Origin of the sequence: Streptomyces incanus (assembly GCF_042656345.1) — a bacterium.
GTDB lineage: Bacteria > Actinomycetota > Actinomycetes > Streptomycetales > Streptomycetaceae > Streptomyces > Streptomyces incanus.
The window spans coordinates 5,979-29,530 of record NZ_JBHSPC010000007.1 but is presented as its reverse complement, the minus strand read 5'-3'; the positions used below and the strand labels follow the sequence as shown (position 1 = coordinate 29,530).

18 protein-coding genes are annotated in these 23,552 nt (G+C 71.6%); 7 read left to right on the top strand and 11 right to left on the bottom strand.

The window, feature by feature from the left end; all coding sequences use genetic code 11:
• Positions 1 to 61: 61 nt before the first annotated feature.
• Entirely contained in the window at positions 62 to 793 is a 732-nt protein-coding gene (locus ACFP2V_RS01470; RefSeq protein WP_381204440.1) for a Mut7-C RNAse domain-containing protein, read from the top strand.
• Positions 794 to 862: 69 nt separating this feature from the next.
• Here ACFP2V_RS01470 and ACFP2V_RS01465 read toward each other — a convergent pair whose 3' ends face one another.
• The 5 genes from ACFP2V_RS01465 to ACFP2V_RS01445 form a co-directional block, all read right to left on the bottom strand.
• Positions 863 to 3,304, bottom strand: coding sequence for a galactose oxidase-like domain-containing protein (locus ACFP2V_RS01465; protein WP_381204439.1), 2,442 nt, complete (start codon positions 3,302 to 3,304; stop codon positions 863 to 865).
• Positions 3,301 to 4,632, bottom strand: a complete 1,332-nt coding sequence (locus ACFP2V_RS01460; RefSeq protein WP_381204438.1) for a glycosyltransferase — start codon at positions 4,630 to 4,632, stop codon at positions 3,301 to 3,303. Before ACFP2V_RS01460 ends, ACFP2V_RS01465 begins: the two co-directional genes overlap by 4 nt.
• Positions 4,629 to 6,278: an ArnT family glycosyltransferase gene (locus ACFP2V_RS01455; RefSeq protein ID WP_381204556.1), complete on the bottom strand. Its 1,650-nt coding sequence runs from the start codon at positions 6,276 to 6,278 to the stop codon at positions 4,629 to 4,631. The genes ACFP2V_RS01460 and ACFP2V_RS01455 overlap by 4 nt, the downstream gene beginning before the upstream one ends.
• 668 nt (positions 6,279 to 6,946) lie before the next feature.
• Complete coding sequence (locus tag ACFP2V_RS01450; RefSeq protein WP_381204437.1) at positions 6,947 to 8,215, bottom strand: glycosyltransferase; 1,269 nt, start codon at positions 8,213 to 8,215, stop codon at positions 6,947 to 6,949.
• A gap of 266 nt (positions 8,216 to 8,481) precedes the next feature.
• Positions 8,482 to 10,524 carry a thioredoxin domain-containing protein gene (locus tag ACFP2V_RS01445; protein ID WP_381204436.1) on the bottom strand — a complete coding sequence of 681 codons (2,043 nt, stop codon included), beginning with the start codon at positions 10,522 to 10,524 and terminating at the stop codon, positions 8,482 to 8,484.
• A 268-nt stretch (positions 10,525 to 10,792) separates the two neighbouring features.
• Here ACFP2V_RS01445 and ACFP2V_RS01440 point away from each other — a divergent pair, with 268 nt between their 5' ends.
• Complete coding sequence (locus tag ACFP2V_RS01440; protein ID WP_381204435.1) at positions 10,793 to 14,011, top strand: tetratricopeptide repeat protein; 3,219 nt, start codon at positions 10,793 to 10,795, stop codon at positions 14,009 to 14,011.
• Between the two features lie 223 nt (positions 14,012 to 14,234).
• The gene (locus tag ACFP2V_RS01435) at positions 14,235 to 14,417 is read left to right on the top strand and encodes a hypothetical protein (RefSeq protein ID WP_381204434.1); all 183 of its coding nucleotides are present in this window, start codon (positions 14,235 to 14,237) and stop codon (positions 14,415 to 14,417) included.
• A gap of 111 nt (positions 14,418 to 14,528) precedes the next feature.
• Here ACFP2V_RS01435 and ACFP2V_RS01430 read toward each other — a convergent pair whose 3' ends face one another.
• Both ACFP2V_RS01430 and mca read right to left on the bottom strand, forming a co-directional pair.
• Positions 14,529 to 14,789 carry a hypothetical protein gene (locus tag ACFP2V_RS01430; protein ID WP_381204433.1) on the bottom strand — a complete coding sequence of 87 codons (261 nt, stop codon included), beginning with the start codon at positions 14,787 to 14,789 and terminating at the stop codon, positions 14,529 to 14,531.
• Positions 14,782 to 15,663 carry a mycothiol conjugate amidase Mca gene (mca, locus tag ACFP2V_RS01425; protein WP_381204432.1) on the bottom strand — a complete coding sequence of 294 codons (882 nt, stop codon included), beginning with the start codon at positions 15,661 to 15,663 and terminating at the stop codon, positions 14,782 to 14,784. Before mca ends, ACFP2V_RS01430 begins: the two co-directional genes overlap by 8 nt.
• A 219-nt stretch (positions 15,664 to 15,882) precedes the next feature.
• Here mca and ACFP2V_RS01420 point away from each other — a divergent pair, with 219 nt between their 5' ends.
• Positions 15,883 to 16,281 carry a DUF4307 domain-containing protein gene (locus ACFP2V_RS01420; protein ID WP_381204431.1) on the top strand — a complete coding sequence of 133 codons (399 nt, stop codon included), beginning with the start codon at positions 15,883 to 15,885 and terminating at the stop codon, positions 16,279 to 16,281.
• A 184-nt stretch (positions 16,282 to 16,465) separates the two neighbouring features.
• Positions 16,466 to 16,963, top strand: coding sequence for a transcription elongation factor GreA (greA, locus tag ACFP2V_RS01415; RefSeq protein ID WP_381204430.1), 498 nt, complete (start codon positions 16,466 to 16,468; stop codon positions 16,961 to 16,963).
• A gap of 86 nt (positions 16,964 to 17,049) precedes the next feature.
• On the opposite strand, the gene ACFP2V_RS01410 is transcribed toward greA, so the two are convergent.
• The 3 genes from ACFP2V_RS01410 to ilvA all read right to left on the bottom strand — a co-directional run bounded on the left by ACFP2V_RS01410 (position 17,050) and on the right by ilvA (position 20,357).
• Positions 17,050 to 17,904 carry an ABC transporter permease gene (locus ACFP2V_RS01410; RefSeq protein WP_381204429.1) on the bottom strand — a complete coding sequence of 285 codons (855 nt, stop codon included), beginning with the start codon at positions 17,902 to 17,904 and terminating at the stop codon, positions 17,050 to 17,052.
• The gene (locus ACFP2V_RS01405; RefSeq protein ID WP_381204428.1) at positions 17,901 to 18,941 is read right to left on the bottom strand and encodes an ATP-binding cassette domain-containing protein; all 1,041 of its coding nucleotides are present in this window, start codon (positions 18,939 to 18,941) and stop codon (positions 17,901 to 17,903) included. Before ACFP2V_RS01405 ends, ACFP2V_RS01410 begins: the two co-directional genes overlap by 4 nt.
• Positions 18,942 to 19,127: 186 nt before the next feature.
• Positions 19,128 to 20,357 (bottom strand): threonine ammonia-lyase, encoded by a 1,230-nt coding sequence (gene ilvA / locus ACFP2V_RS01400; RefSeq protein WP_381204427.1) that lies wholly within the window; start codon positions 20,355 to 20,357, stop codon positions 19,128 to 19,130.
• Between the two features lie 162 nt (positions 20,358 to 20,519).
• Here ilvA and ACFP2V_RS01395 point away from each other — a divergent pair, with 162 nt between their 5' ends.
• A complete protein-coding gene (locus ACFP2V_RS01395) occupies positions 20,520 to 21,026 on the top strand; it encodes a MarR family winged helix-turn-helix transcriptional regulator (protein ID WP_381204555.1) in 507 nt (168 codons plus the stop codon).
• A 150-nt stretch (positions 21,027 to 21,176) separates the two neighbouring features.
• Here the strand turns inward: ACFP2V_RS01395 and ACFP2V_RS01390 are convergent, their stop codons facing one another.
• Positions 21,177 to 22,334 carry a cystathionine gamma-synthase gene (locus tag ACFP2V_RS01390; RefSeq protein ID WP_381204426.1) on the bottom strand — a complete coding sequence of 386 codons (1,158 nt, stop codon included), beginning with the start codon at positions 22,332 to 22,334 and terminating at the stop codon, positions 21,177 to 21,179.
• A gap of 105 nt (positions 22,335 to 22,439) precedes the next feature.
• On the opposite strand from ACFP2V_RS01390, the gene ACFP2V_RS01385 reads away from it, so the two are divergent.
• A partial coding sequence (locus ACFP2V_RS01385) for a hypothetical protein (RefSeq protein ID WP_381204425.1) occupies positions 22,440 to 23,552 on the top strand: 1,113 nt, incomplete at its 3' end.

Sequence of the window (23,552 nt, the reverse complement as noted above, 5' to 3'; positions counted from 1 at the left end):
CCTCGGCCGGAGCACCCGGAAATCCCGGGGCCGCGGGCCGCGCACATGACATCCTGGCCCGGTGAACGGTCCCGAGATCCACGTCGAGTTCGCCCCCGAACTGCTCGTCTTCGTCCCCCGGGCACGCACCACCGGCGCCACGAGGGCCCCGGCCGACGGCGTCTCCACCCTCGGTCACGTCGTCGAGTCCCTCGGCGTCCCACTGACCGAGGTCGGCGCGCTGCTCGTGGACGGCCGGGAGGTGCCCGTCTCGCACCTCCCGGCCGCGGGCGAGTCGGTCACCGTCCGCCCCGTCGCACACCCCCAGCGCGTACCCGGCGCCCCGCTCCGCTTCCTCCTCGACGTCCACCTCGGCACGCTGGCCCGCCGGCTGCGGCTGCTGGGCGTGGACACGGCGTACGAGTCGACGGACATCGGCGACCCCGCCCTGGCCGCCCGGTCCGCGTCCGAGAAGCGGGTGATGCTCAGCCGCGACCGCGGACTGCTGCGCCGCCGGGAACTGTGGGCCGGCGCGTTCGTCTACAGCACCGGGCCCGACGAGCAGCTCCCGTACGTCCTGGACCGGTTCCGGCCCGAGCTGCGCCCCTGGACCCGCTGCACCGCCTGCAACGGGCTGCTCCGTGCCGCCACCAAGGACGAGGTCGCCGACCAGCTGAAGAACGGCACGCACCGCTCGTACGACGTGTTCGCCCAGTGCACCGACTGCGGTCGCGTCTACTGGCGGGGCGCGCACCACGACCAGCTGGAGGCGATCGTGGAACGCGCGCTGAGCCGGGTCGCCCAGGGGAACTGAGCAACCCGGCCCGTTCAGCGCTTCGCCGTACGGCTCCGTAAGGCTCGTAAAGCTCCGTGCGGCCCGTGCTCAGCCGCGCCGGACGTCGCCCTTGCCGCAGGCGACGCCGTCGCGGTTCTTGTCCAGCCGCAGCGGGTCGTCCTTGCCGTTGACCTCGAGCGTGCCGTAGTCGTTCTGCTTCAGCCAGGTGCAGCGGGCGGCGGCCGTCGCCCCGACCTCGGCCGGGAAGGCGGTCGGTACGCAGACGTTGGCCGAGCCGTAGTGCCGGTCGCAGCCCGAGACGGCCGGCGGGACCGGCTCCGCGGCGCGCTTCCTCCCGGGCCCGGTGACCTTGCCCTGTGGGGCCTCGGCGAAGTCGTGCACATGGGCGCCGGCGTCCTGGGCGGTCAGCGCCGCCGGACCCCGCAGGTGCACCCACTCGGCGACCGAGGGCACGCCATGGGCGTCCACCGCGAACAGCATGTACCAGCCGGGCGGCGCCAGGTCGGGATTGCTCGTCACGTTCAGGTCGACAGTGTTCTCGTCGTTTCCGTCGACGGACAGGGGCAGATCCACGAACCGCTGGTTCGGGTCGGAGGAGTGGGTCACGGCCGCCGGGCGGATCAGCTCGGCCTTGGCGATGGGCCGGTCGACGGTGATCCGCTGGGTGTCGCCGTAGGTCCACTCGCTGTCGATCAGCGAGGTGATCGCCGGCCGCTCGCCCTTGAACAGGTAGGGCGGGCTGTAGACCGACACGTTGTGGTTCCAGCTGCCGTTGCCCGGGTTGTCGCCCGTGGTCATGACCCGGCCGTCGGGCAGCAGGAACGCCGAGGAGTGGTAGCCGCGCGCCTGAGGGTCGACAGCCACCGGATCGAAGGTCTCCGACGCCGGGTCGAAGACCGACGTCTCGAAGACCGGGTCGGCCCGGTTGTGCAGCGCGCCGCCGGTCTCCAGCACCTTGCCGTCGGGCAGCAGGACCGCGGAGACGTACATCTTGCCCTGGTCGCCGGTCTGCTGCACCGGGCCGTCGCCGTGGTCGACCGTGCCCTGCGGGATCGGCGGCCCGGCGACGTAGGAGGGGTTCGCCTCCTTGAGGTCGATGATGTCGGTCAGCCGGTTCGCGTCCGGGTTGGAGTCGATGTTGCCACCGCCCAGGGTGAGCACCTTCTGGTCCTGCGCCGGGGGCAGCAGCACACTCGCCGACTGGTCCCGCTCGTCCTTGTTCCGCAGGCCCGGGACCTCGGTGACCGTGTTGGCGTCGTAGTCGTAGATCGCGGAGCCGGTGCCCGGGATGTTGTTGCCGAAGACATGGCTGCCCGAGTAGAACAGGCGCCCGTCCTGCATGAGGATCATCGACGGGTACAGGCCCCAGTACGACCAGGTCTGGTTGACCCGGTTCATCGGCAGCCACCGCTGCTCGGCGTCGGACCACAGGTCGGCGGTGACCGAACCGGTGGAGTCCTCGCGCAGACCGCCGAAGCTGATCACGTCACCGTTGCCGAGGATCGTCGCCGACGGGTACCAGTGGCCGTCGTTCATGTCGTTGGTCCTGGTGTAGGTCTCGGTCTCCGGGTCGAAGACGTACGAGTCCTTGTAACCCTGGTAGCCGATCGTGCCGTCGGCGGACGGATAGCCCTTGTTGCCGCTCATCACCAGCACCCGGCCGTCCTGGAGCTGCACGTGTCCGGCACAGAACATGTCGTCCGGCGTGGGGACGACCTCGTACGTGCCGTCCTCGGGGTCGTAGACGGCGCTGGTGAAGGTGCCGGCCTCGAACAGTTCCTCGCTGTTGCCGGAGCCCGCGATCAGCAGCACCTTGCCGTTGTGCAGCACCACGGAGTGCATCGAACGGACCGGGTTCTGCGTGGGCAGCACCTCCCACGTGCCGTCGGCGCACTCCCGGGCGGTACCGGTACAGCCCGGGTCCGGGACCGGCTCGGCGACCTGCTCCATCGTGTAGTCGTCGGTGGTGGCCGCGCCGGTGCCGTAGACGGAGACACCCCAGGAGATGCGGTCGGTGCCGGCCGGGACCTGTGGGGTGCGCACGGTGGCCTCGGTCCAGACGGCGGGCCGCATGTCCAGCGTCTTCAGATCCGTCCAGTACTGCCAGCCGGCCGTCTCGTCGTGCCGGAACAGGGTGAGGGACGCGTCCGGAGTCGTCGTCCTGTACCAGAGACCCAGGTCGTACTGCTTGCCCGGCGTCACGACCGGCGCGCACTCGGCGGACTCTGTGATCAGCGCCTTGCGGTCGCCCCCGGTGCGGCGGGTCAGCTCGACCTTCATCGCCTTGTCGCCGGAGTGGGCGTCGGAGGTGGTGGTGAAGGAGAAGTCGTTGTCGCCCCAGCCGGACTTCTCCCAGCAGTGCGGCATGCCGTCCGCGCCGGCGGTCTCGAACCCGGGGTTCGTGATCAGGTTGGCGGCCGAGGCGGGCTGCGGGGCGGTGAGAAGAAGACCGCTGGTCAGGGCGCCGACGGCCAGCAGGGCGGTACGGCGTCCGGCTCGCACAGGCGTTCTCGTACGGTGCGCTCTCATACGGTGCTCCTTGCGGTGCGGCTCTCTTCGGTGCGGCTCTCTTCGGTGCGGCTCTCTTCGGTGCGGCTCTCTTCGGTGCGGCTCTCTTCTGAACGACGCCTTGCGGTGCGGCTCTTGGCTGTGCGGCCCTTCCGGGTGCGGCCCTTCCGGGGCAGGTACACCAGCGCCTCGGTGGCGGCGAAGCGCAGGACGAAGGTGGTGACGAGGGCCAGCACGGTGGCCGGCAGTACGGCCATCCCGAACCGGCCGACCAGCAGGGCGATCAGCGGCAGCCGCAGCAGCAGATCGGCGTTGGCCAGCAGCGCGAACCGCGCCGTGCGGTCGGCCCAGTGCCGGTGCCGCCGCCGTTCGCGGAACAGCAGTGTCTCGATCAGCAGGAAGTTCCAGGCCACGCCGAACTGGTTGGCGACGATCTCGGCCGGCAGGTAGTGCAGGCCCGCCCCGGTCAGCGCCCACAGCGCCAGCAGGTTGGGCACGAAGCCGGTCAGCCCGATCAGCCCGAAGGCGATCATGCGGGCCGGCGAGGACTCCATCCGCAGCCCGACGAGGTGCCGCAGGAAGCGCAGCCCTTCCTTGACGGTCGACTTGGACTCCCCGGCGAACCGGTCCCGGAAGACGAAGGGCACCTCGCCGACCGTGCGGGGGCGGCTGCGGACGGCCAGTTCGAGGAGGATCTTGTAGCCGAGGGGCTTGAGGACGTCGGCCGTGACAGCGCTGCGGCGGACGGCGAAGAAGCCGCTCATCGGGTCGCTGATGCCGTGCAGCCGCCGCGGGAAAAGGGACTTGGTCAGCCAGGTCGCCCCGCGCGAGACGGCCACCCGGTAGCTTCCGGCCAGCCCGGCGCGGCTGCCTCCCTCGATGTACCGGGAGGCGACGACCAGTTGGGCCTGCGCCCGCTCCCCCGTCGCCACCAGCTCCGGTACCAGGGAGGGCGGGTGCTGGCAGTCGCCGTCCATGACGACGACCCAGTCCGAGGAGGCCGCCCCGATGCCCTCCACGACGGCACCGCCGAGGCCGCCCACCGCCTCCTCCCGGTGCAGCACGGTCACCGGAAAGGGGCAGTCGCGGGCCGCCTCGCGGACGACGTCGGGGGTGTCGTCGGTGGAGTCGTCCACGAAGAGGACCTCGCAGGGCAGCCGGGCCGGCACCGACTCGGTGATCAGCCGCAGCAACTGCCGTACGTTCGCCGACTCGTTGAACGTCGGCACGACGATCGTGACCGCGCCGGGCTCCGGCACGCCCGCGGTGGCCGGAGCGGCGTCGGGGGCCGGGGCGGCGTCGGGGGCCGGGGCCTCCAGCTCGCCGTGGACCGTGGACTCCTGGCTCATCGGGTACCTCCGGTGGCGATGACCTGGCGGATCTCGATACGGTCCGCGCCCGTGCCGAACACGGCGACCGGCTCCGAGTGCTCGATGGCCGCCTCGACGTTGGGCAGGTCCACCGCGTCGCGCCGTACGGTCGGCGAGGCGACCACGTAGTCGATGTCCCGCCAGCCGCGCGGCATCGTCTTCGTCACCGCCGGGTCCAGGTCGGCCTTGTAGAACCAGATGACGCCGAGCCCCGGCCGGTACCCGGCGTGCACCAGGTCCAGCCACATCGCGTCGTCCACCAGCACCCGGGTGCCGCCCGGGTCGGCCACCTCGGTGGCCATCCAGTGCGACGCGGCCTCGTAGGGGGCGTTGGCGTCGGCGGTGACGGCGGTGCGGGCACCGTCGTACCAGCGGGGCACGACATAGGCGCAGGCGGCGAGGGCGAGGGCTGCGGCAAGCGCGTACCGGGCGTACCCGACGGACCGGCGCTCGGTGTCGGACCGCCATCGGCGCAGTACGGCGTGGGCGACGCTCGCGGTGCCGCCCGCGAGGACCAGCGCGAGGAACGGCAGCGCCTGGATCACGTACATGGCGGGCAGGTAGCCGCTCGGGCGCAGGGCGAGCACGGCGAGGACCGCCACGGTGAGCGCCGGTCCGGCGAGCGCGCGGGCGGTGACCGACCAGCGCCAGGTGGCGAGCAGCAGCAGCGCGCCGGCCAGGCCGCCCAGCGGCAGCACCCGGTCGTAGTACAGCCAGGACTGCAGGACGCCCCACGAGCCGGAGCCCTGGTCGAGGATGAATCCCGAACCGGGTCTGGTCAGCTGGTACTGGACGCCCTCCCACAGGGAGACGTGCCCGCCGCCCGGGAACAGCTCGCCCTTGAGCAGGGCGAACAGCGGATACGAGAACCCGATCAGCGCACAGGCCGTGACGGCTCCGGTCAGCGCGAACTTGCGGGTGTCCCGGTGGCTGTGCAGCCACGCGGTGACGAACAGGGCGGGCAGGACCACGAGCATCGTCTCCTTGGTGAGCACCGCCGTGGCGGCGGCGATCCCGGCGCCGAAGTGGTGCCAGAGGTGACGGCTCGGGGAGGCGGCGAGGGTGAACGCGAGCAGCGTCCACATCACCGCGAGGTTGTCGAGGAAGATCTCGCGCTGGAGCACCACCGACAGCGGGGACAGCCCGAACAGGACCATGCCGAGGCCGGCCGCCCAACGGGGCAGCCCGAACCGCCGTCCGAGGACGTGGACGAGGACCGCGCTGATACCGCTGATCAGCAGCATCACGGCGCGCATGGTGCCGACGGTCATCGACTCGGGGCTGATCGTCGCGGGGATCCAGGTCAGCACGGCGAGCTGGATCCAGCCGAAGGGCGGGTGGTCGTACCAGTAGGTGTAGTGGGCGAGGCCCCTGCCCTCCTGGACGGCCCAGGCCTGGGCGAGATAGGTGCCCTCGTCGTCGCTGAGGGTCGGATAGGAGCCGATGTTCCAGCCCTGGACGACGAGGATCGCCACCAGGAGGACACCGCACAGGAGGAGGTCGGAGCGGGAGGAGCGCAGGCGGCTCGGCGGCTCCGGCGGCCGACGGATGCGGGTGGGACCGGCCCCGGGCGCGGAACCGCGCTGAACGGGGACCTTCGGGGCCGACTCGGCGGCCCCGGTGATCCCGACGGTCCCGGCGGTCCCGGCGGTCCTGGCAGTCTTGACGACCCCGGCGGCCCCGGCGATCCCGGCGGCCCCGACAGTCCCGGCGGTCCCGGCAGTCCCGGCGGTCTCGACGGCCCTGGCAGTCTTGACGACCCCGGCGACCCCGACAGTCCCGGTGATCCCGACAGCCTCGGCAGTCCCGGCAGACTCGACAACCCCGACGGCCCCGGTAGACCCGGCAGTCTCGACAGCCCCGGCGATCTCGATGGCCCTGGCAGTCTCGACAGCCCCGGCGATCTCGATGGCCCTGGCAGTCTCGGCGGCCCTGTCAGTCTCGGCGGCCCCGGTGATCTCGATGGTCCCGGCAGTCCCGGCGGCCCCGGCGGCCCCGACGACCTCGGCGGCCCCGACGACCCTGACGGTCTCGGCGGCCCCGGTGATCTCGATGGTCCCGGCAGTCCCGGCAGCCCCGGCGGCCCCGACGACCTCGGCGGTCCCGACGACCCTGACGGTCTCGGCGGCCCCGGTGGTCCCGATGACCCCGGCGACCTCGGTGGTCCCGACGACCCCAGCAGTCCCGACAGTCTCGACGGTCTCGACGGTCTCGACAGCCCCGGTGGCCCCGGTGGTCCGGCTTCGGGCAGCGGTCATCGCTCCCGCGGTGTTCGCCGCGGGGAGGGGGGAGGTCACGCGAGAACGTCCTCTCGGGTCACGTCGTCCGCAGCGAGGTGTGCGCCGACATGAGTGGTCAACTCCCAATCGTTGCGACCGCGTTGCTCGCGCCAGACGGCACGGATCGCGGCGCCGGCGAGGAGCACCTGGTAGAAGGGGCCGCCGACGACGAGCTTGAGGTAGTGCGCGAAGCGGACCCGGAGCCCGTACTGCTTGCCGAAGTCGTGCAGCCCGACCACCTCGAACACGAAGGTGACCAGGGCGGTGACGGCCGGCAGAAAGGTGACGAAGGCGATGCCGACGGGCACGTCGAGGAACAGCGCGATCGCCACGTTCAGCGGGATGACCAGTCCGGTGAACGCCTGCAGGAACGGCGTCATCAGGGTGTAGCGGGCCAGCATCCGCTGCCCGAACGTGGGCAGTTGCTTCCAGTCCTTCTTGCGGTACACCTGGAGGAAACCCTGGTTCCAGCGGGTGCGCTGTTTCAGCAGCGACATCAGTGAGCCGGGGGTCTCCTCCCGGGTCACCATGTCGGAGTCGTACGCGACGACGACCCGCTTCCCCACACTGGAGAGCCGGACGCCGAGGTCACAGTCCTCGGCGAGGCAGTCGGGGTCCCAGCCGTCCGCCGCCCGCAGCACGTCGGTGCGGACGAAGACGGTGTTGCCGCCCAGCGGAATGAAACCTTTCTGCGCGTGCAGATGGAGCCGCGAGCGGAACCAGAAGAAGTACTCCAGGCAGTTGCGCAGGCTGTACCAGCTGGAGTGGAAGTTGATCAGCTGCACCCCGCCCTGGACGACGTCCGCGCCCGTGGAGCGGAAGGCGTGGTCGACATGGGCGAGCAGCTCCGGGTGGACCTGGTCCTCGGCGTCGAAGACCCCGACGACATCGCCGCGGCAGTGCGGCAGCGCCGTGTTCATGGCCTTCGGTTTGTTCTTCTTCTCATGCGTGTCGACGACGACCCGGACGCGTGGGTCGCGGTCGGCCGCCGCCTCGGCGACCGCGGCGGTCTCCGGATCGTCGTGGCCGACGATCACGATGATCTCGAAGTCGGTGTGGCTCGATTCCAGCAGTCGCTGGATGGTGTGGTCGAGCACCGCCTGCTCGTGCCGGGCGGGCAACAGCAGCGAGAAGGACCGGTGCTCCCCGCCGTCCGGACTGCTGAACCGGGTGGAGGCCAGCACTTCCGGCGTGCGCCAGGCGTGCATCTGCCACCACAGAGTGAACGCGGCCATCCAGAACAAGGCCAGCGAAACGACAGAGATGAACACAGACGTGAGCAAACAGATCCCCCCAGATCCCAGATCCCCCGGCGCATGACGGCGCACCACTCGCACGGCGACACGCCTGTCACGTCACTGTGCAGACATTAGGGGGGAGTTGTGAAATCCGGGAGGTGTTCGGATAAAGAACCTGTTGCCTGTCGTTGCTTCAGGCGACCGATTGCGTCCGAATCGAGCCACCCTGTGGCCGGTTTCCTCGATCCCAGGTCGACTGGGCGACCAGAAATCCTGGTTGGACCCAGCCGCAGCCTGCCCTCTTCGCCGCCTCAGCCGCCCAGGGCCGCGCTCAACCGATCGGGATCGGTCGTCGGCGCGTCACAGGTGAAGTTGCGGCAGACGTACGCGGCCGGTTCACCACCCACCAGGGGCCGGTCGGCCAGCAGCGGGAACTCGTCGCTCTCCGGCGTCCCTACGGCGACCACCGCGCCCGGGGCGACGCCCAGAAGTGCCGTACGGTGCAGGGCTGTTGTGGCCTGGTCGTCGAGCGCCGGGCCGACCACCGCAATCTCCCGCGGCCCGTCCAGCGCCGCCTCGGCGACCGCGAGCCCCCAGCCGACGAACCGCGGCACCCGCGGACCGAGCGCCTTCACCACGCCCAACGCCCTTTCCGCGGCGGTGCGATGGGCCGCGGAGCCGGTCTGCGCCGCGTACCCGAGCAGCGCGCCCGCGGCGGCCGTCCAGCCGGACGGAACGGCGTTGTCCGTCGGGTCCTGCGGACGCCGGATGAGCCGCTCGGCGTCGGACGCCGTGTCGTACAGGGCGCCCGACTCGGGGTCGGCGAAGCGGGCCAGCACGTGGTCGAGCAGCAGCCCGGCGAATTCCAGCCACACCCCCTCCCCCGTCACCGAGGCCAGCGCGAGGAAGCCCTCCGCGACGTCGGCGTAGTCCTCCAGGACGCCCGCATTGCCGCCGACACGGCCGTCCTTGCTGGTCCGGGCGATCCGGGCGTGATCGTCGAGGTGCACCCGGACCAGCAGGTCGGCGGCGGCGACGGCGGCCTCGATCAGATCCGGCCGGCCGAAGTAGGCACCGGTCTCGGCGAGCGCGGCGATGGCCAGCCCGTTCCAGGCGGCGACGACCTTGTCGTCCCGGCCGGGAGCGGGACGGGCGCCGCGCGCCGCGCGCAGCCGTTCCTTGATCCCGCCGGGTCCGGCGACCCGTTCGGCGTCGAACACCTCGTCCAGCTGCGGCAACTGGAGTACGGAAGCGCCTTCCTCGAAGGTGCCCTCCTCGGTCACCCCGAAGTACCGAGCGGCGAGTTCGGCGTCCTGCTCGCCGAGCGCCTCCCGCACCTGCGCGGGCGTCCAGACGTAGTACGCGCCCTCGACGTGCCGCCCCGTGCCGTCGTCACTGTCGGCATCGAGCGCGGACGCGAACCCGCCCTCCGGCGTGCCCAGTTCGCGGACCATGAAGTCGGCGGTCTCCAGCGCGACCCGGCGCGCGAGTTCCGACCCGGTGGACCGCCAGAGATGGGCGTAGACGCGGCACAGCAGGGCGTTGTCGTAGAGCATCTTCTCGAAGTGCGGGGTCACCCAGTCCCGGTCGACGGAGTAGCGGGCGAAGCCTCCGCCGAGCTGGTCGTAGATTCCGCCGCGCGCCATCCGCTCGGCGGTGTCCCGCGCCATCTGCAGGGCGCCCTCGGCGCCGGTGCGGGCGTGGTGCCTGAGCAGGAACTCGATCACCATGGACGGCGGGAACTTCGGCGCCCCGCCGAATCCGCCGCGCTGCGGGTCGTACTCCCTGGTCAGACCGAGCAGCGCCTGCGCCTGCTGCTCCTCGCCGGGCAGCTGCGCGTCACCGTAGGAGATCTCCCGTCCGGCCAGGTCCCGCACGATCTTCCCGGCGACCTCGGCGACCTCGTCCCGGCGCTCGTCCCAGGCCTGGTGCACGCCCTGGAGCAGCTGTCGGAAGGACGGCATGCCCTGGCGCGGCTCGGGCGGGAAGTAGGTGCCGAAGTAGAACGGCTCGGCGTCCGGGGTGAGGAACACGGTCATCGGCCAGCCGCCCTGCCCGGTCGCCGCCTGCACGGCCTCCATGTAGACGGCGTCCACGTCGGGCCGCTCCTCACGGTCCACCTTGACGCTCACGAAGTGCGCGTTCAGGTAGTCGGCGGTGTCCTGGTCCTCGAACGACTCGTGCGCCATCACGTGGCACCAGTGGCAGCTCGCGTACCCGACGCTCAGCAGGACGGGCATGTTCCGCTCGCGCGCCTCGGCGAAGGCCTCGTCCGACCAGGGCCACCAGTCGACGGGGTTGTCGGCGTGCTGAAGGAGGTAGGGGGACGTCTCGTGGGCCAGTCGGTTCGGCATGGGTCCATCCTGCCCCAGTACCGGCACGGCACCGCTGTGCCCATGCGCCCGGCCGCCGCCCGTTACCCGGATATCCGCCCGGACGTCCGAGCGGATGTCCACTCGGGTGTCTCCTCGGAGGGGCCTCGCTCCCCTCCCCCAGGGATATGGCGTGTACAGGACACTCGGCCCGCGCATAACCGGAGAGGGTCTCGGGGAGGGGACGGGAGGGGCCCGAGGACAGCCGGGCACACCGGGTGCGACCCGGGGCCGCCGGAGGGGACGTGACATGCGGGACAGTCATCGTGCGGACGCCGAGCGGCTGTTGGCACGGGCTGTGGAGGAAGAGGTGCGCCGGTCGGGCGGGCGCACCGACGGAAAGGTACTGCTGTCCAGGGCGCACGGCGCGCTGGACGCGATGGCGCGGACTGCGGCCGAGGAGTACGAGGCGTACACCCGTGCCCTGGACGACGCGGCGGCCGGGCAGCTCACCTTCCGCCAGCGGTACGCCCGCGAGGGCGCCGGGACGCCGTTGCTCGTGGCCGGGGTGGCCGGGGCGGCAGCCGTGGTCGCCGACCTCGTCCTCGGCACCGGGACCGGGACGGCGCTCGGCACGGGCGTGGCCGTCGGGGTGGCCGGGGCGGCGGCGACCGTGGTGAAGGTCGTGGGCGCGCATGTGCCCGCCGCCCACCACCGGGCCGGCGCGGTGAGCCAGCCGGGCGGGCCCGAGCAGCTGCGGCTGCAGTGGCTGACGGCGCTGGAGGTGCGCGGCATCCGGCCGTTCCTGGACCAGCAGCGGATGCTCGCCGCGTCCACCGGACCCAAGCAGACGGGACCGCGGCTGCGCGGCGCCGACAAGAGCGCGGCGGCCCGCGGGCGCAGTGTCCTCGAGCAGTCGTTCGGTCACCTGCCCGAGCCGGTGGGGACGTTCGCGGGGCGGCGGCGGGAGATGGCGCAGATCCGGCAGTGGGTGCAGGCCGCGCGGGCGACCACTCGGACGCTGCCGACGGTGGTGGTGCTGCACGGGGCGCCCGGCAGCGGCCGGACCACGCTCGCGGTGCGCGCCACGCACGACCTGAAGGACTACTTCCGCGGCGCCTGCGTGGTCGATCTGCGCGCCGACAGCCCCGGTGAGGCGCCGCTGCCCACCCGGGACGCACTGCTGCATCTGCTGAACCGGCTGGGGGCGCCCCGCGAGCAGTTGCTGTTCCGTGAGCGGTCCTCGCCCGACCAGCAGGTCAGACGGCTGAGCGAGCTGTACCACCAGCACGTGACGGGCATGCCGGTGACGGTCGTCCTCGACGACGCCGCGGACCCGCAGCAGATCCGCACCCTGCTGCCGGAGCGTTCCGACAGCCTGGTCCTGGTGACCTCCCGCGCGCCGCTCGGCCTGCCCGACGATCTGCCTGCCCGGGTGCACCAGCTGCACGTGGAGGCACTGGATCCGGCGGGTTCGGAGGAGCTGCTGGCCGACGCCGCGCAGGACGCGTCCGAACCCTACGACGCCGAGTCCGCCGAGCGGATCCGGGAGCTGTGCGGCGGTCTGCCGCTGGCGCTGCGGATCGCCGGTTCGTCGCTGGGTGCGCGCTCGCCGCGTGCGCTGGCCTCGGACCTGAGCGCCTACGGCCCGGTCGCCCCGGTCGAACGCGCCCTGTGGCTGCGCTACACCGACCAGCCTCAGACGCTGCGGCGGCTGCTGCGACGGCTGGCGCTGGCGGGCCGGGTCTCGCTGGCCGCGGCCGCGGCGGCCGCGGTGCTCGGGACCGACGAGGCCGAGGCGCGGCGGCATCTGGAGGCGCTGTCCCGGGCCGGTCTGATCACCCCGGTGCGGCAGGGCCGCTACCGGCTGCACGACCTCGTCCGCGCCTTCGCGCTGGCCCGCCTCCTCGACGAGGAGGACCCGGCCGAGCGGGCGGCGGCCCAGGAGCGGCTGATCGTGAACTACGCCGAGCTGGCCGACTCGGTGCTGCGGCTGGTCGACGGGAACATGTCGACCCGCTCGGACCGCTTCGGCCCGTACGGCTTCACCTCGCTGGACGAGGCGCTGCGCTGGCTGGACGACGAGTCGAGCTTCATCACGGCGGCACTGCGGCACGCGGAGGGCGTCGACCGGGGAGCGGTGCTGAACCTCCTCGGCGCCCTGTGCGACTACTGCCTGCTGCGCGGCGACCTGTACCGGCTCGGGGAGATCAGCGAGCTGGCGCAGGCCGTGGACGAAGGGCTGCTGGTGCGTTCGGTGCAGTGGCGCACCGGTATCGCGGCCCGTCAGCTGGGCGAGCTGGACAAGGCGCGGACGACCCTGACGTCGGTGGTCGACCTGTACCGGGAGGCACATCACGACGCGGGGGCCGCGCGGGCCCTGACCTCGCTGGGCATCACCCTGCACCACCAGGGCAATCTGACGGAGGCGTCGGCGCGGCTGCGGGAGGCGATGGACCTGCAGTCCGCGCCCCAGCTGGCCACCGACCGGGCATGGACGATGCACGCGCTGGCCGCGGTGGAACGCGACCGGGCCCGGCTGTCCGAGGCCCTGGACCTGCTCACCGAGTCGCTGGTGCTGCACCGGGCGGGCGAGTCCGTGCACGGCCAGGCGTGGGCGCACTTCCAGCTCGGGCAGCTGAACCTGCGGCTGGGCGACGTCCCGCGCGCCGAGACGGAGCTGCGCACCGCGCTCGAGCTGTACGGCCGTACCCGCGACGCCCGCGGCGAGGCGTGGGCGCTGACCCAGCTGGCCCGTGCCCGGCTGGTCGAGGGGGACGCCTCGCCGGCGGTGGAGGACCTGCGGCGGGCCGCCGCCCGGCACCGGGACAACGAGGACGCGCGCGGGGAGGCGTGGACGCTGTACTACCTGGGCCAGGCGCTGGAGGAGACCGGGGACCTGGACCGGGCGGTGCGCGAACTGGAGCGGTCCCGCACCATGTTCTCCCGGATGCGGGACGTGTACGGGCTGGCCTGCGCCCGGCACCACTCGGCTCGCGTCACCCGCGACCAGCGGGCCGCGCAGACCGGTTCGCTGCGCAACTCCGGCTTCGCCCGTCAGCTGCTGGTCGACGCCCGCGCGGACTTCCAGCGCATCGGGGTGGCCCACGGCGAGGCGTGGACCTGCCTGGAGCTGGCGGTCGTCGACGCGGGCAACGCCCGGACCCAGCAGGCGCTGGCCCTGTGCGACGAGGCGGCGGCGCTGTTCGCGTCCTACGGGGACCGGCGCGGCGAGGACTGGGCCCGGTTCCTGCGCTGCACCCTGCTCCCGTACGCGGCCCCGGGCGGTACGGAGGTCGGTACGGCGGTGGCCCAGGAGGAGCTGGCCCAGCTCGGCCGGACCACGCACGCCGCCCGCGACGAGAAGCTGGGCGACTACGTGGACGCCTACCAGCTGCTGCTGGAGCGGGGGGCGAGCCTGGAGGCGGGCTGGCAGGCCTGGCGCCTGGGCATGGTCCCCGGCCGCCACGCACGCGAGGTGATGGGGGTGCCCATGGGGTCGCGGACGCGGGGCGGCCCGGTGGGATGACGCGGTGCGCTCCAGGACCTCGTGCCCGGCGTGCGCGACCGGCGCCGCCGGAACCACCGGCGACTGCTGCTGTCCGCCGGCAGCGGTACGGACCGGGGACGGTACGGACCGGGGACGGTACGGACCGGGGACGGTACGGACCGGGGACGGTACGGACCGGGGACGGTACGGACCGGGGACGGTACGGACCGGGGACGGTACGGACCGGTGACGGTACGGACCGGTGACGGTACGGACCGGTGACGGTACGGACCGGGGACGGAAGACGTCCTGGACCGACCGCCCGGAGCAGGCCGACACGACCCTGTCGTGGGTCCGCGTCGACCGGTGGCGTGGCGACGCGAGTAAACCGGCCGGGCGGGCGACCGGGCAGGCGGGCACCGCTGTGACGCGGTCCACCCTGTGACGCGGGCGACCCCGCGGTGTACCGCCCCGCAGCACACCGCCCCGCGGTGTGCCTGCTGCCGCGCAGTGTGCCGCCGCGCAGCCTTCCGGGGCCGCCGGAAGGCTGTGCGGATCAGCCCTGCTTCTTCTTCTCTGTCGCGTCCGCGGCCGGCCGCCCGGCGTTCTCGGTTTCCGCCGCCCGGGACCCGGGCTCGGCGAAGTCGACCCGGTTCATGTGCCGGTTCATCGACTTCATCAGGCCCCAGACCGCCAGGGCCATCACCGCGAACACGATGAAGCCGAGGACACCGGGGGTGGCCTTGTCCTCGTCGAACTCGGCGAGGGTGACCAGGTGGCTCATTGCCAGGTTTGCGCTTGCGCTCATGTCAGGCATTGTCGCGGATGCCCGCGAAGAGGTCGTCCTCGGGGAGGGAGGTGTCCACGAGGGACTTCGCCAGTTCGTACTCCTCGGTGGGCCAGACCTCCTTCTGGATCTCCATCGGGATCCGGAACCAGCCCCCGTCGGGGTCGATCTGTGTGGCGTGCGCGATCAGGGCCTTGTCACGGATCTCGAAGAAGTCCGCACACGGAACGTGCGTGGTGAGCGTGCGCTCCTTGTGCCCGGACTCCGCCCAGCGCTTGAGCCAGTCCCCGTACGGCGACTCCAGGCCGCGGTCCAGCAGCGCCTGGTGCAGCGTCTCGGTGCGGGGGCGGTTGAAACCCTGGTTGTAATAGAGCTTCAGCGGCTGGAAGGCCGGGCCGAACTCGTCCTCCGGGTACGTCCCGGTGTCCGCCGCGCCCTCGAATGCCACCATCGTGATCTTGTGGGTCATGATGTGGTCGGGGTGCGGGTAGCCGCCGTTCTCGTCGTAGGTGGTGATCACCTGGGGACGGAACGCGCGGATCCTCCGCACCAGCTCCCCGGCCGCCTTGTCCACGTCCTCCAGGGCGAAGCAGCCATCGGGCAGCGGGGGCAGCGGGTCGCCCTCGGGCAGGCCGGAGTCGACGAAGCCGAGCCATTCCTGCTTCACCCCGAGGATCTCCCGGGCCTCGTCCATCTCCTTCCTGCGTACCTCGTGGATGTTCTCCTCGATGTACGGATCACCCTGCAGTCTGGGGTTGAGAATGGAGCCGCGCTCCCCTCCCGTGCAGGTCACGACCAGCACGTCCACCCCCTCGGACACGTACTTCGCCATGGTGGCCGCGCCCTTGCTCGACTCGTCGTCGGGGTGGGCGTGCACGGCCATCAGTCGCAACTGGTCAGTCAAGACTCATTCCTCAAGTCGGTAGGCGCCCCGCGCACCCGGCACGCGCACCCGCCGGCGGCCGTCCCGTGGGACGTCGCGGTGGGGTGGCGGGCGGGCGGTGGACGGAAGGCTTCTATAGTGACCGAAGCCAGGGATGAATAATTCCGGGAGCCCTGTTCCGGGAGCCCGGTTCCGGGCCTCCCCGGAGGCGCGCGTCCCGTTCCTGCCGAGGAGACGTTCATGAGCACGGCGAGCACGCGACCGCCCGAGGGCCGTTACGGCCGCTCTTCGGACGAACGTGCGGACCGTACTCTCAAGATCGTCGGTGCGGGCCTGGCCGTGGTCATGCTCGCCCTGTTCGGCTGGTTCGGCTACCACCACGTCGTCAAGAACGAGATCAGCGGTGAGCTGATCGGTTTCGAGACCTCGAAGACGGCGGTGCAGGTGCGCCTGGAGGTCCACAAGGACGCCGGGGTCGAGGGCTACTGCACAGTGCGGTCCCAGGCCAAGGACGGCGCCGAGGTGGGCCGCGCCGACTTCCGCTTCGGCGGGGACGACACCCGCATCGACAAGGTCGTCACGCTTCGTACGACCTCTCCGGGCACCTCGGCCGAGCTGCTCGGCTGCCACGCCGACTGAACCCGGCCGGTCCGGGTACTGTGGGGAATACAGGGCCACTGACCTGCGGAAACATGATTCTGATGGCTTATGTCCTCCCCCTTTCGTCGCTGAATTGTTAGGCTCGTGGTTTCGCCCATCCGTGGAGGAACATCCTTCAGGGAGGGCGATGCTTTGTATTCCCACGTACCTACGAGGAGCACCAGTGACCCAGACCAGCGAGAATGCCACCTGGCTGACCCAGGAGGCGTACAACAAGCTCAAGGACGAGCTTGAGTACCTTACTGGTCCCGCGCGTACGGAGATCTCCGCCAAGATCGCCGCCGCGCGCGAGGAGGGCGACCTGCGGGAGAACGGCGGGTACCACGCGGCCAAGGAGGAGCAGGGCAAGCAGGAGCTGCGCGTGCGGCAGCTCACCCAGCTCCTCGAAAGCGCCAAGGTCGGTGAGGCGCCGGCGGCCGACGGTACGGTGGCGCCCGGCGTGGTCGTCACGATCGCCTTCGACGGCGACGAGGACGACACGCTGACCTTCCTCCTCGCCTCGCGTGAATACGCGAGCGCGGACATCGAGACGTACTCACCGCAGTCCCCGCTGGGTTCCGGCGTCAGCGGCCACCGGGTCGGCGAGGAAGCGGAATACGAGCTGCCGAACGGCAAGAAGGCCTCGGTGAAGATCCTCAAGGCCGAGCCGTACAAGGGCTGACTCCGCTCCCCGCGACGTGGCACCCGCGAAGGTCCGGACGGAGTCCCTGGGGCAGCCTCCCGTACAGGAGGCTGCCAGGGACTCCGTCAGGCCGTCGCCGAGCGGTACTTGCGCACGGCGAGCGTCCTGAAGACCAGGATGATCGCGACCGACCAGATCAGTGAGGCCCACACCGGGTGCTGCATGGGCCAGGCGTCCGGCACCGGATAGCCCGCGGGGAGGTTGCCGAAGAGCCGGCGGCAGGCCTGCACGGTGGCGCTGAACGGATTCCAGTTCGCGATGATCTGCAGGAACGACGGCATGTTCTCCGACGGCACGAACGCGTTCGAGATGAACGTCAGCGGGAACAGCCAGATCAGGCCGCCGGAGGTCGCCGCCTCAGGGGTGCGTACGGAAAGGCCGATCAGCGCACCGATCCACGAGAACGCGTAGCCGAGCAGGAGCAGCAGGCCGAATCCGGCCAGCACCTTGCCGAAACCCTCGTGCGTGCGCCAGCCGACCAGGACGGCGACGACCGCGAGGACCACCAGGGTCAGGGCCGTCTGCACCAGGTCGGCGAGAGTGCGGCCGGTGAGGACCGCGCCCCGGGCCATGGGCAGGGAGCGGAACCGGTCGATGAGGCCCTTGTGCATGTCGTCGGCGATGCCCGCGCCGGCTCCGGCGGTGGCGAACGTGACGGTCTGCGCGAAGATGCCCGCCATCAGGAACTCGCGGTATCCGGAGGGGCTGAGACCCGAACCGGGGACGTTGATCGAGCCGCCGAACACATAGCTGAACAGCACCACGAACATGATCGGCTGGATCAGCCCGAAAATGAGCATTTCGGGGATTCGGGCCATTCTGATCAAGTTGCGCTTGGCGACGATCAGGGAGTCCCTGATCGACTGGCCGATGGGGTTGCCGGGTGCCGCGATCCGCACGGCGTCGGTGACGGCGCTCACTTGGCGGTTTCCTTCCTGTGAAAGCGTCCCTGTCCCGTGCCGTCCTGTGCGGCGCCGGGCTGCTCGCCGCCCTCCCCCTCGGCCTCCGCGACATGACCGGTGAGGGAGAGGAAGACGTCGTCGAGGGTCGGGCGGCGCAGGCCGATGTCGTCGATCTCGATGCCGCGGGCGTCGAGTTCGCGGATGATCTCGGCCAGGAGCTTCGCGCCGCCGGAGACCGGCGTGGTGATCTTGCGCATGTGCTCCTCGACCTTGGTGTCGCCCTTGCCGGAGCCGCGCAGGCTGAACCTGTCCAGGAGGGCGGAAGCGGACCCGATGTGCCCCCGCTCGTGCACCACGACCTCGACGCGCTCTCCGCCGGTGCGGGCCTTGAGCTGGTCGGAGGTGCCCTGGGCGATGACCCGGCCTTGGTCGACCACCGCGATGTCGTGCGCGAGGTGGTCGGCCTCCTCCAGGTACTGGGTGGTCAGCAGCAGCGTCGTGCCGCCGGAGACGAGCTGTTTGATCACGTCCCACAGCTGCTGGCGGTTGCGCGGGTCGAGGCCGGTGGTCGGCTCGTCCATGAACATCACGGGCGGTGAGACGACGAGGGCCGCCGCGAGGTCGAGCCGTCGGCGCATACCGCCGGAGTAGGTCTTCGCGGTGCGGTCGGCGGCGTCCGCGAGGTGGAACTGCTCCAGCAGTTCGTCCGCGCGCGCTTTCGCCGCCTTGGCCCTCATCCGGTAGAGCTGCCCGACCATCTGCAGGTTCTCGCGGCCGGTCAGATACTCGTCGACCGCCGCGAACTGCCCGGACAGGCCGATGGAACGGCGCACGGCGTCGGGCTGCCGGAGCACGTCGATCCCCGCGACGACAGCCCTTCCACTGTCGGGCCGCAGCAGGGTGGTCAGGCAGCGGACCGCGGTGGTCTTGCCCGCGCCGTTCGGCCCGAGCAGGCCCAGGACGGTGCCCTCGGGAACATCGAGGTCGACGCCGCCCAGTGCCTTTACGTCGCCGAAGGTCTTCACCAGGCCTTCGGCATAGATGGCGCCTGGCATATGAGTCTCCACGTCATCGGGGATTCTTCTGGAAGCCTAGGAATACGCGCTTTTCTTTGCCGCTTTCTTTGCCGCGCCCGACCGCCCCTGCCACACCGGGACGGGACGCGCGACACACACCATAACGCGATGTATCGCGTCTCTCAATGCATTGACACGAACGAGTGACGAAGGGTGACCGTGGGGTCAGTCGATGACCGTGTAGCCCGCGTCGTGCAGGATCTGGTCGACCTCGGCGCGGTGCTCCGGGCCCTTCGTCTCGAGGTGCATTTCGACCTCCACCTCCGTGAGCCCGAGCCGGGGGTCGGTCCGTACATGGCTCACGTCGAGGACATTGGCGTCGGCCACCGACAATGCCCCGAGAAGCGTCGCGAGGGCGCCCGGCCGGTCCGTCAGACGCAGCCGTACGGCCAGGTAACGGCCCTGCGCCGCCATCCCGTGCCGCAGCACCCGCTCCATCAGTACCGGGTCGACGTTGCCGCCGGACAGCACCGCGACGACCGGCCCCTCGAAGGAGTCGGGACGGCTCAGCAGCGCCGCGACCGGGCTCGCCCCGGCCGGCTCCACCACCAGCTTGGCCCGCTCCAGGCACAGCAGCAGCGCGGCCGACAGTTCGTCCTCGGTGACGGTGCGGACCTCGTCCACCAGTTCCCCGACGATCCCGAACGGCACGTCGCCGGGCCGCCCCACCTTGATGCCGTCGGCCATCGTCGCCGGGTTGCGCACCGACACCGGGTGCCCGGCCGCCAACGAGAGCGGATACGCGGCCGCGCCCTCCGCCTGCACCCCGATGACCCGTACGTCCGGCCGCAGTGCCTTCACCGCGACCGCGATCCCGGCGACCAGCCCGCCGCCGCCGGTGCCGACGACGATCGTGCGCACCTCCGGGCACTGCTCCAGGATCTCCAGCCCCACGGTGCCCTGGCCCGCGACGATGTCGGGGTGGTCGAAGGGATGGATGAGCACGGCGCCCGTCCCGGCCGCGTACTCCTGGGCGGCGGCCAGTGCCTCGTCGACCACCTGGCCGTGCAGGCGCACCTCGGCGCCGTACTCCCGGGTGGCGCTGATCTTCGGCAGCGGGGCGCCCTTCGGCATGAACACCGTCGAGCCCACCCCGAGCAGCGAGGACGCGAGCGCGACGCCCTGCGCGTGGTTCCCGGCGCTCGCGGCGACGACACCGGCGGCGCGCTCCTCCGGCAGCAGCCCGGCGATCCGGACGTACGCGCCGCGCAGCTTGAACGAACCCGTCCGCTGGAGGTTCTCGCACTTCAGGTACACCGGCGTGCCCACCGTGCGGGACAGGTGCCTGCTGCTCTCCATCGCGGTCACCCGCGCGACACCCTGGAGCATCTTCCGGGCACCGCGCACATCGTCGAGGGTGACGGTGCGCAAGGAGTCAGCCGTGCCGTAGCTCATGACTCCAGCATCGCAGTTCACGGACGCGGGCGTGCGCGACGACCAGCGGACGGACCCGGCTTTGCGCAGCGCCGGTACAGCCCGCCTCCCAGCCGCGTACCCTGTCCCCCAATTAGCAGCCCTTCACGAAGTGAGCCTCCGGCCATGCCCACAACACCTGACATGTCGATGGACGCGACGACCGTCGGTGACACCGGCCTCCTCGACACGCTGCAGCACGAGGTGGCGCTGTTCGCCCGCCGCGCCGAACAGACCCGGCTCGGCGGCGTCGGCCAGGTGCGCAACTTCATGGACCGCGCCGCCTATCTGCTGCTCAACCGCCTCGACAACGAAGGCCCGATGGGGGTCAAGGCGCTCGCCGCGAGCATGGGCATCGACTCGTCGACGGTCACCCGCCAGGTGGCCCCGCTGGTCGACACCGGTCTGGTGAAACGCACCTCGCACCCCGAGGACGGCCGGGCGGTGGTGCTCCAACTGTCTCCGCGCGGGCGCTCACGCCTGGAGGAAGTCCGTTCCTCCAGGCGTCAGTTGATGGCCGAACTGACGCAGGACTGGGAGCAGGAGGAGCGCGAGGCGTTCTGCGCGCTCCTCACGCGCTTCAACGGCGCGCTGTCCGCACGGATGTCGGCACAGGACGTACCGGGGCAGGAGGAGCCGCCCGCCTCCTGAGCCGAGCCGGGTACGCCCCCCTTGAACCGAGCCGTGTACGGCCCTCCGAGCCGCACACGGCAGGCGCGGGCGCGCGCCTTCGGGGCGGAGCCGCCGTCGGGTACGGCTCCACCCCGTTCGTACGGGCTTCGACGGCCCTCGGGGCCCGTCCTAACGGGCGAGCGCCTGCTGGAGGTCCTCGAGCAGGTCGTCGATGTTCTCGATGCCGACGGAGAGGCGGACCAGGTCGGCGGGGACCTCCAGGGCGGAGCCCACCACGGACGCGTGCGTCATGCGTCCGGGGTGCTCGATCAGCGACTCGACGCCGCCCAGGGACTCGCCGAGCGTGAACACCTTGGCCCGGTTGCAGACCTCGACGGCCGCCTCCTCGCCGCCCTCCACGCGGAAGGACACCATGCCGCCGAAGGACCGCATCTGCTTGGCGGCGACCTCGTGGCCGGGGTGCTCGGGCAGCCCCGGGTAGAGGACGCTCGTCACGCGCGCGTGCCGGCCGAGCATGTCGGCGACCTTGGTGGCGTTCTCGCTGTGCCGGTCCATGCGCACGGAGAGCGTCTTGGCGCCGCGCAGCACCAGCCAGGAGTCGAACGGCCCGGCGACCGCGCCCATCGCGTTCTGGTGGTAGGCCAGCTCCTCGCCGAGCTCCGCGTCACCCGTGACCAGGGCGCCGCCGACGACGTCCGAGTGGCCGCCCATGTACTTGGTCAGGGAGTGCACGACGACGTCCGCGCCGAGCGCGAGCGGCTGCTGGAGGTACGGGGTGGCGAAGGTGTTGTCGACGACGAGGCGGGCGCCCGCGTCCCGGGCGACCTGGGCGACGGCGGCGATGTCGGTGATGCCGAGCAGCGGGTTGGAGGGGGTCTCCACCCACACCGCCTTGGTCTTCGGGGTGAGGGCGGCCCGGACGGCGGCCGGGTCGCCGGTGTCGGCCACCGACCACTCCACGCCCCAGCGGGCGACGACCTTGGCGAACAGGCGGAACGTGCCGCCGTACGCGTCGTTCGGGATCACCACGTGGTCGCCGGGGGCGAGCAGCGTACGCAGCAGGCAGTCCTCGGCCGCCAGCCCGGACGCGAACGCGAGGCCGCGGCGGCCGCCCTCCAGCGCCGCGAGGTTCTCCTCCAGCGCGGTCCTGGTCGGGTTGGCGCTGCGGCTGTACTCGTAGCCGCCGCGCAGGCCGCCGACGCCGTCCTGCTTGTACGTGGACACCTGGTAGATCGGCGGCACGACCGCGCCGGTGAGGGGGTCGGCCGTGTTGCCCGCGTGAATCGCGAGCGTCTCGAAGTGCTGGCTGATGTGCGTGTCGCTCATGTGCACCGAGGGTAGTCCGCCCACGCCCCGATGGCGGCAGCCGAGTCGCCCGCCGGCCCGGCACCACGTTGGCCAAGTGCGGACGCGATCTGGTTCGCTGGAGACATGGAGATTCTCTTGGTCCTGCTCGCGGCGGTCATGATCGGCTTCGTGGTGCTGCCGTTCCTGAGGCGCGGGCGCGGCGGGATCACGCAGGTACCGGCCGGCCACCCCGACGCGGCGGACCCGGCCGGGTACGGCTTCGCCCTCGAGGAGGAGCTGGACGTCCGCATGCCCGGCCCCGACCAGGATCTGCTGGATGTCCTGGACCTGGTGCAGCGCACCCAGGACTACCGCGGGGCCCAGCAGCTGCTGGCCGGCACCGACGCGACGAGCGAGCTGCGCTGGCAGCGCGTGCAGGCCTTCGCGGGCGCCGCCTCGCTGGAGCTCGCCGCGCGGCCCGGCGGGGCCGGTGAGTCCCCGGGCGGGCAGTGGCTGCGGGTGTGGCGTGCGGAGGTGCCCAAGGACGCGGGGGGCGCGGCGGTGCACGCCGAGTTCCTGGTGCAGCAGGCATGGCGTACGGCGACGCCCGGCACGGACGAGTTCCGGATCATCATGGAGGAGGCGAGGGCGGCGTGCGGCGGGGCGGCGCTGCTGGCCCCCGGTGACCCGGTCCCGTACATCGTGGAGCTCTCGGTGGCCCGTGGACTGGCCTACGAGCGCGGGGACTTCGAGCAGGTCTGGCTGAAGATCCTGGACCGTGCGCCGGCCCACATGGGCGCGCATCTGGCCGCTCTGCACTACTGGTGCGAGAAGTGGCACGGCTCGCGGGAGCTGGCGTACTCGTTCGCGGAGGCCGCGGCCGCGCGGGCACCGCAGGGTTCGCTGCTGGCCGCGATGCCGCTGTTCGCGGTGTTCGAGCACCTGCCGGAGGTGAACCTGGTCAGCGGTTTCTACCAGAGCCAGGTGGTGACGAAGGCGGTCCACGGCGCGCTGCACGCAGTGCACGCGGCCCGCCCCGACGACCCGATGGCGGCGCACGTGAGGCACCTGCTGGTCTTCTTCCTGGTCCGCGGTGAGCGCTGGGCGGAGGCCATGACCCAGTTGACGCACATCGACGGCCATGTCGGCGCGCTCCCCTGGACCCTGTCCCCCGACCCCGCCGCGGAGTTCGCGGTCTACCGGGCCCTGGCGGTCGCGGGCTACGAGGCCAACGGCGGCAGCCCGGCGACGCTGCCG

Bases quoted from the DNA above. Each gene is read 5' to 3' on its own strand.
- ACFP2V_RS01465 (WP_381204439.1), bottom strand. From the start codon at position 3,304: ATGAGAGCGCACCGTACGAGAACGCCTGTGCGAGCCGGACGCCGTACC.
- ACFP2V_RS01460 (WP_381204438.1), bottom strand. From the start codon at position 4,632: ATGAGCCAGGAGTCCACGGTCCACGGCGAGCTGGAGGCCCCGGCCCCC.
- ACFP2V_RS01445 (WP_381204436.1), bottom strand. From the start codon at position 10,524: ATGCCGAACCGACTGGCCCACGAGACGTCCCCCTACCTCCTTCAGCAC.
- ACFP2V_RS01440 (WP_381204435.1), top strand. From the start codon at position 10,793: ATGCGGGACAGTCATCGTGCGGACGCCGAGCGGCTGTTGGCACGGGCT.
- ACFP2V_RS01430 (WP_381204433.1), bottom strand. From the start codon at position 14,789: ATGCCTGACATGAGCGCAAGCGCAAACCTGGCAATGAGCCACCTGGTC.
- ACFP2V_RS01420 (WP_381204431.1), top strand. From the start codon at position 15,883: ATGAGCACGGCGAGCACGCGACCGCCCGAGGGCCGTTACGGCCGCTCT.
- ACFP2V_RS01405 (WP_381204428.1), bottom strand. From the start codon at position 18,941: ATGCCAGGCGCCATCTATGCCGAAGGCCTGGTGAAGACCTTCGGCGAC.
- ilvA (WP_381204427.1), bottom strand. From the start codon at position 20,357: ATGAGCTACGGCACGGCTGACTCCTTGCGCACCGTCACCCTCGACGAT.
- ACFP2V_RS01395 (WP_381204555.1), top strand. From the start codon at position 20,520: ATGTCGATGGACGCGACGACCGTCGGTGACACCGGCCTCCTCGACACG.
- ACFP2V_RS01390 (WP_381204426.1), bottom strand. From the start codon at position 22,334: ATGAGCGACACGCACATCAGCCAGCACTTCGAGACGCTCGCGATTCAC.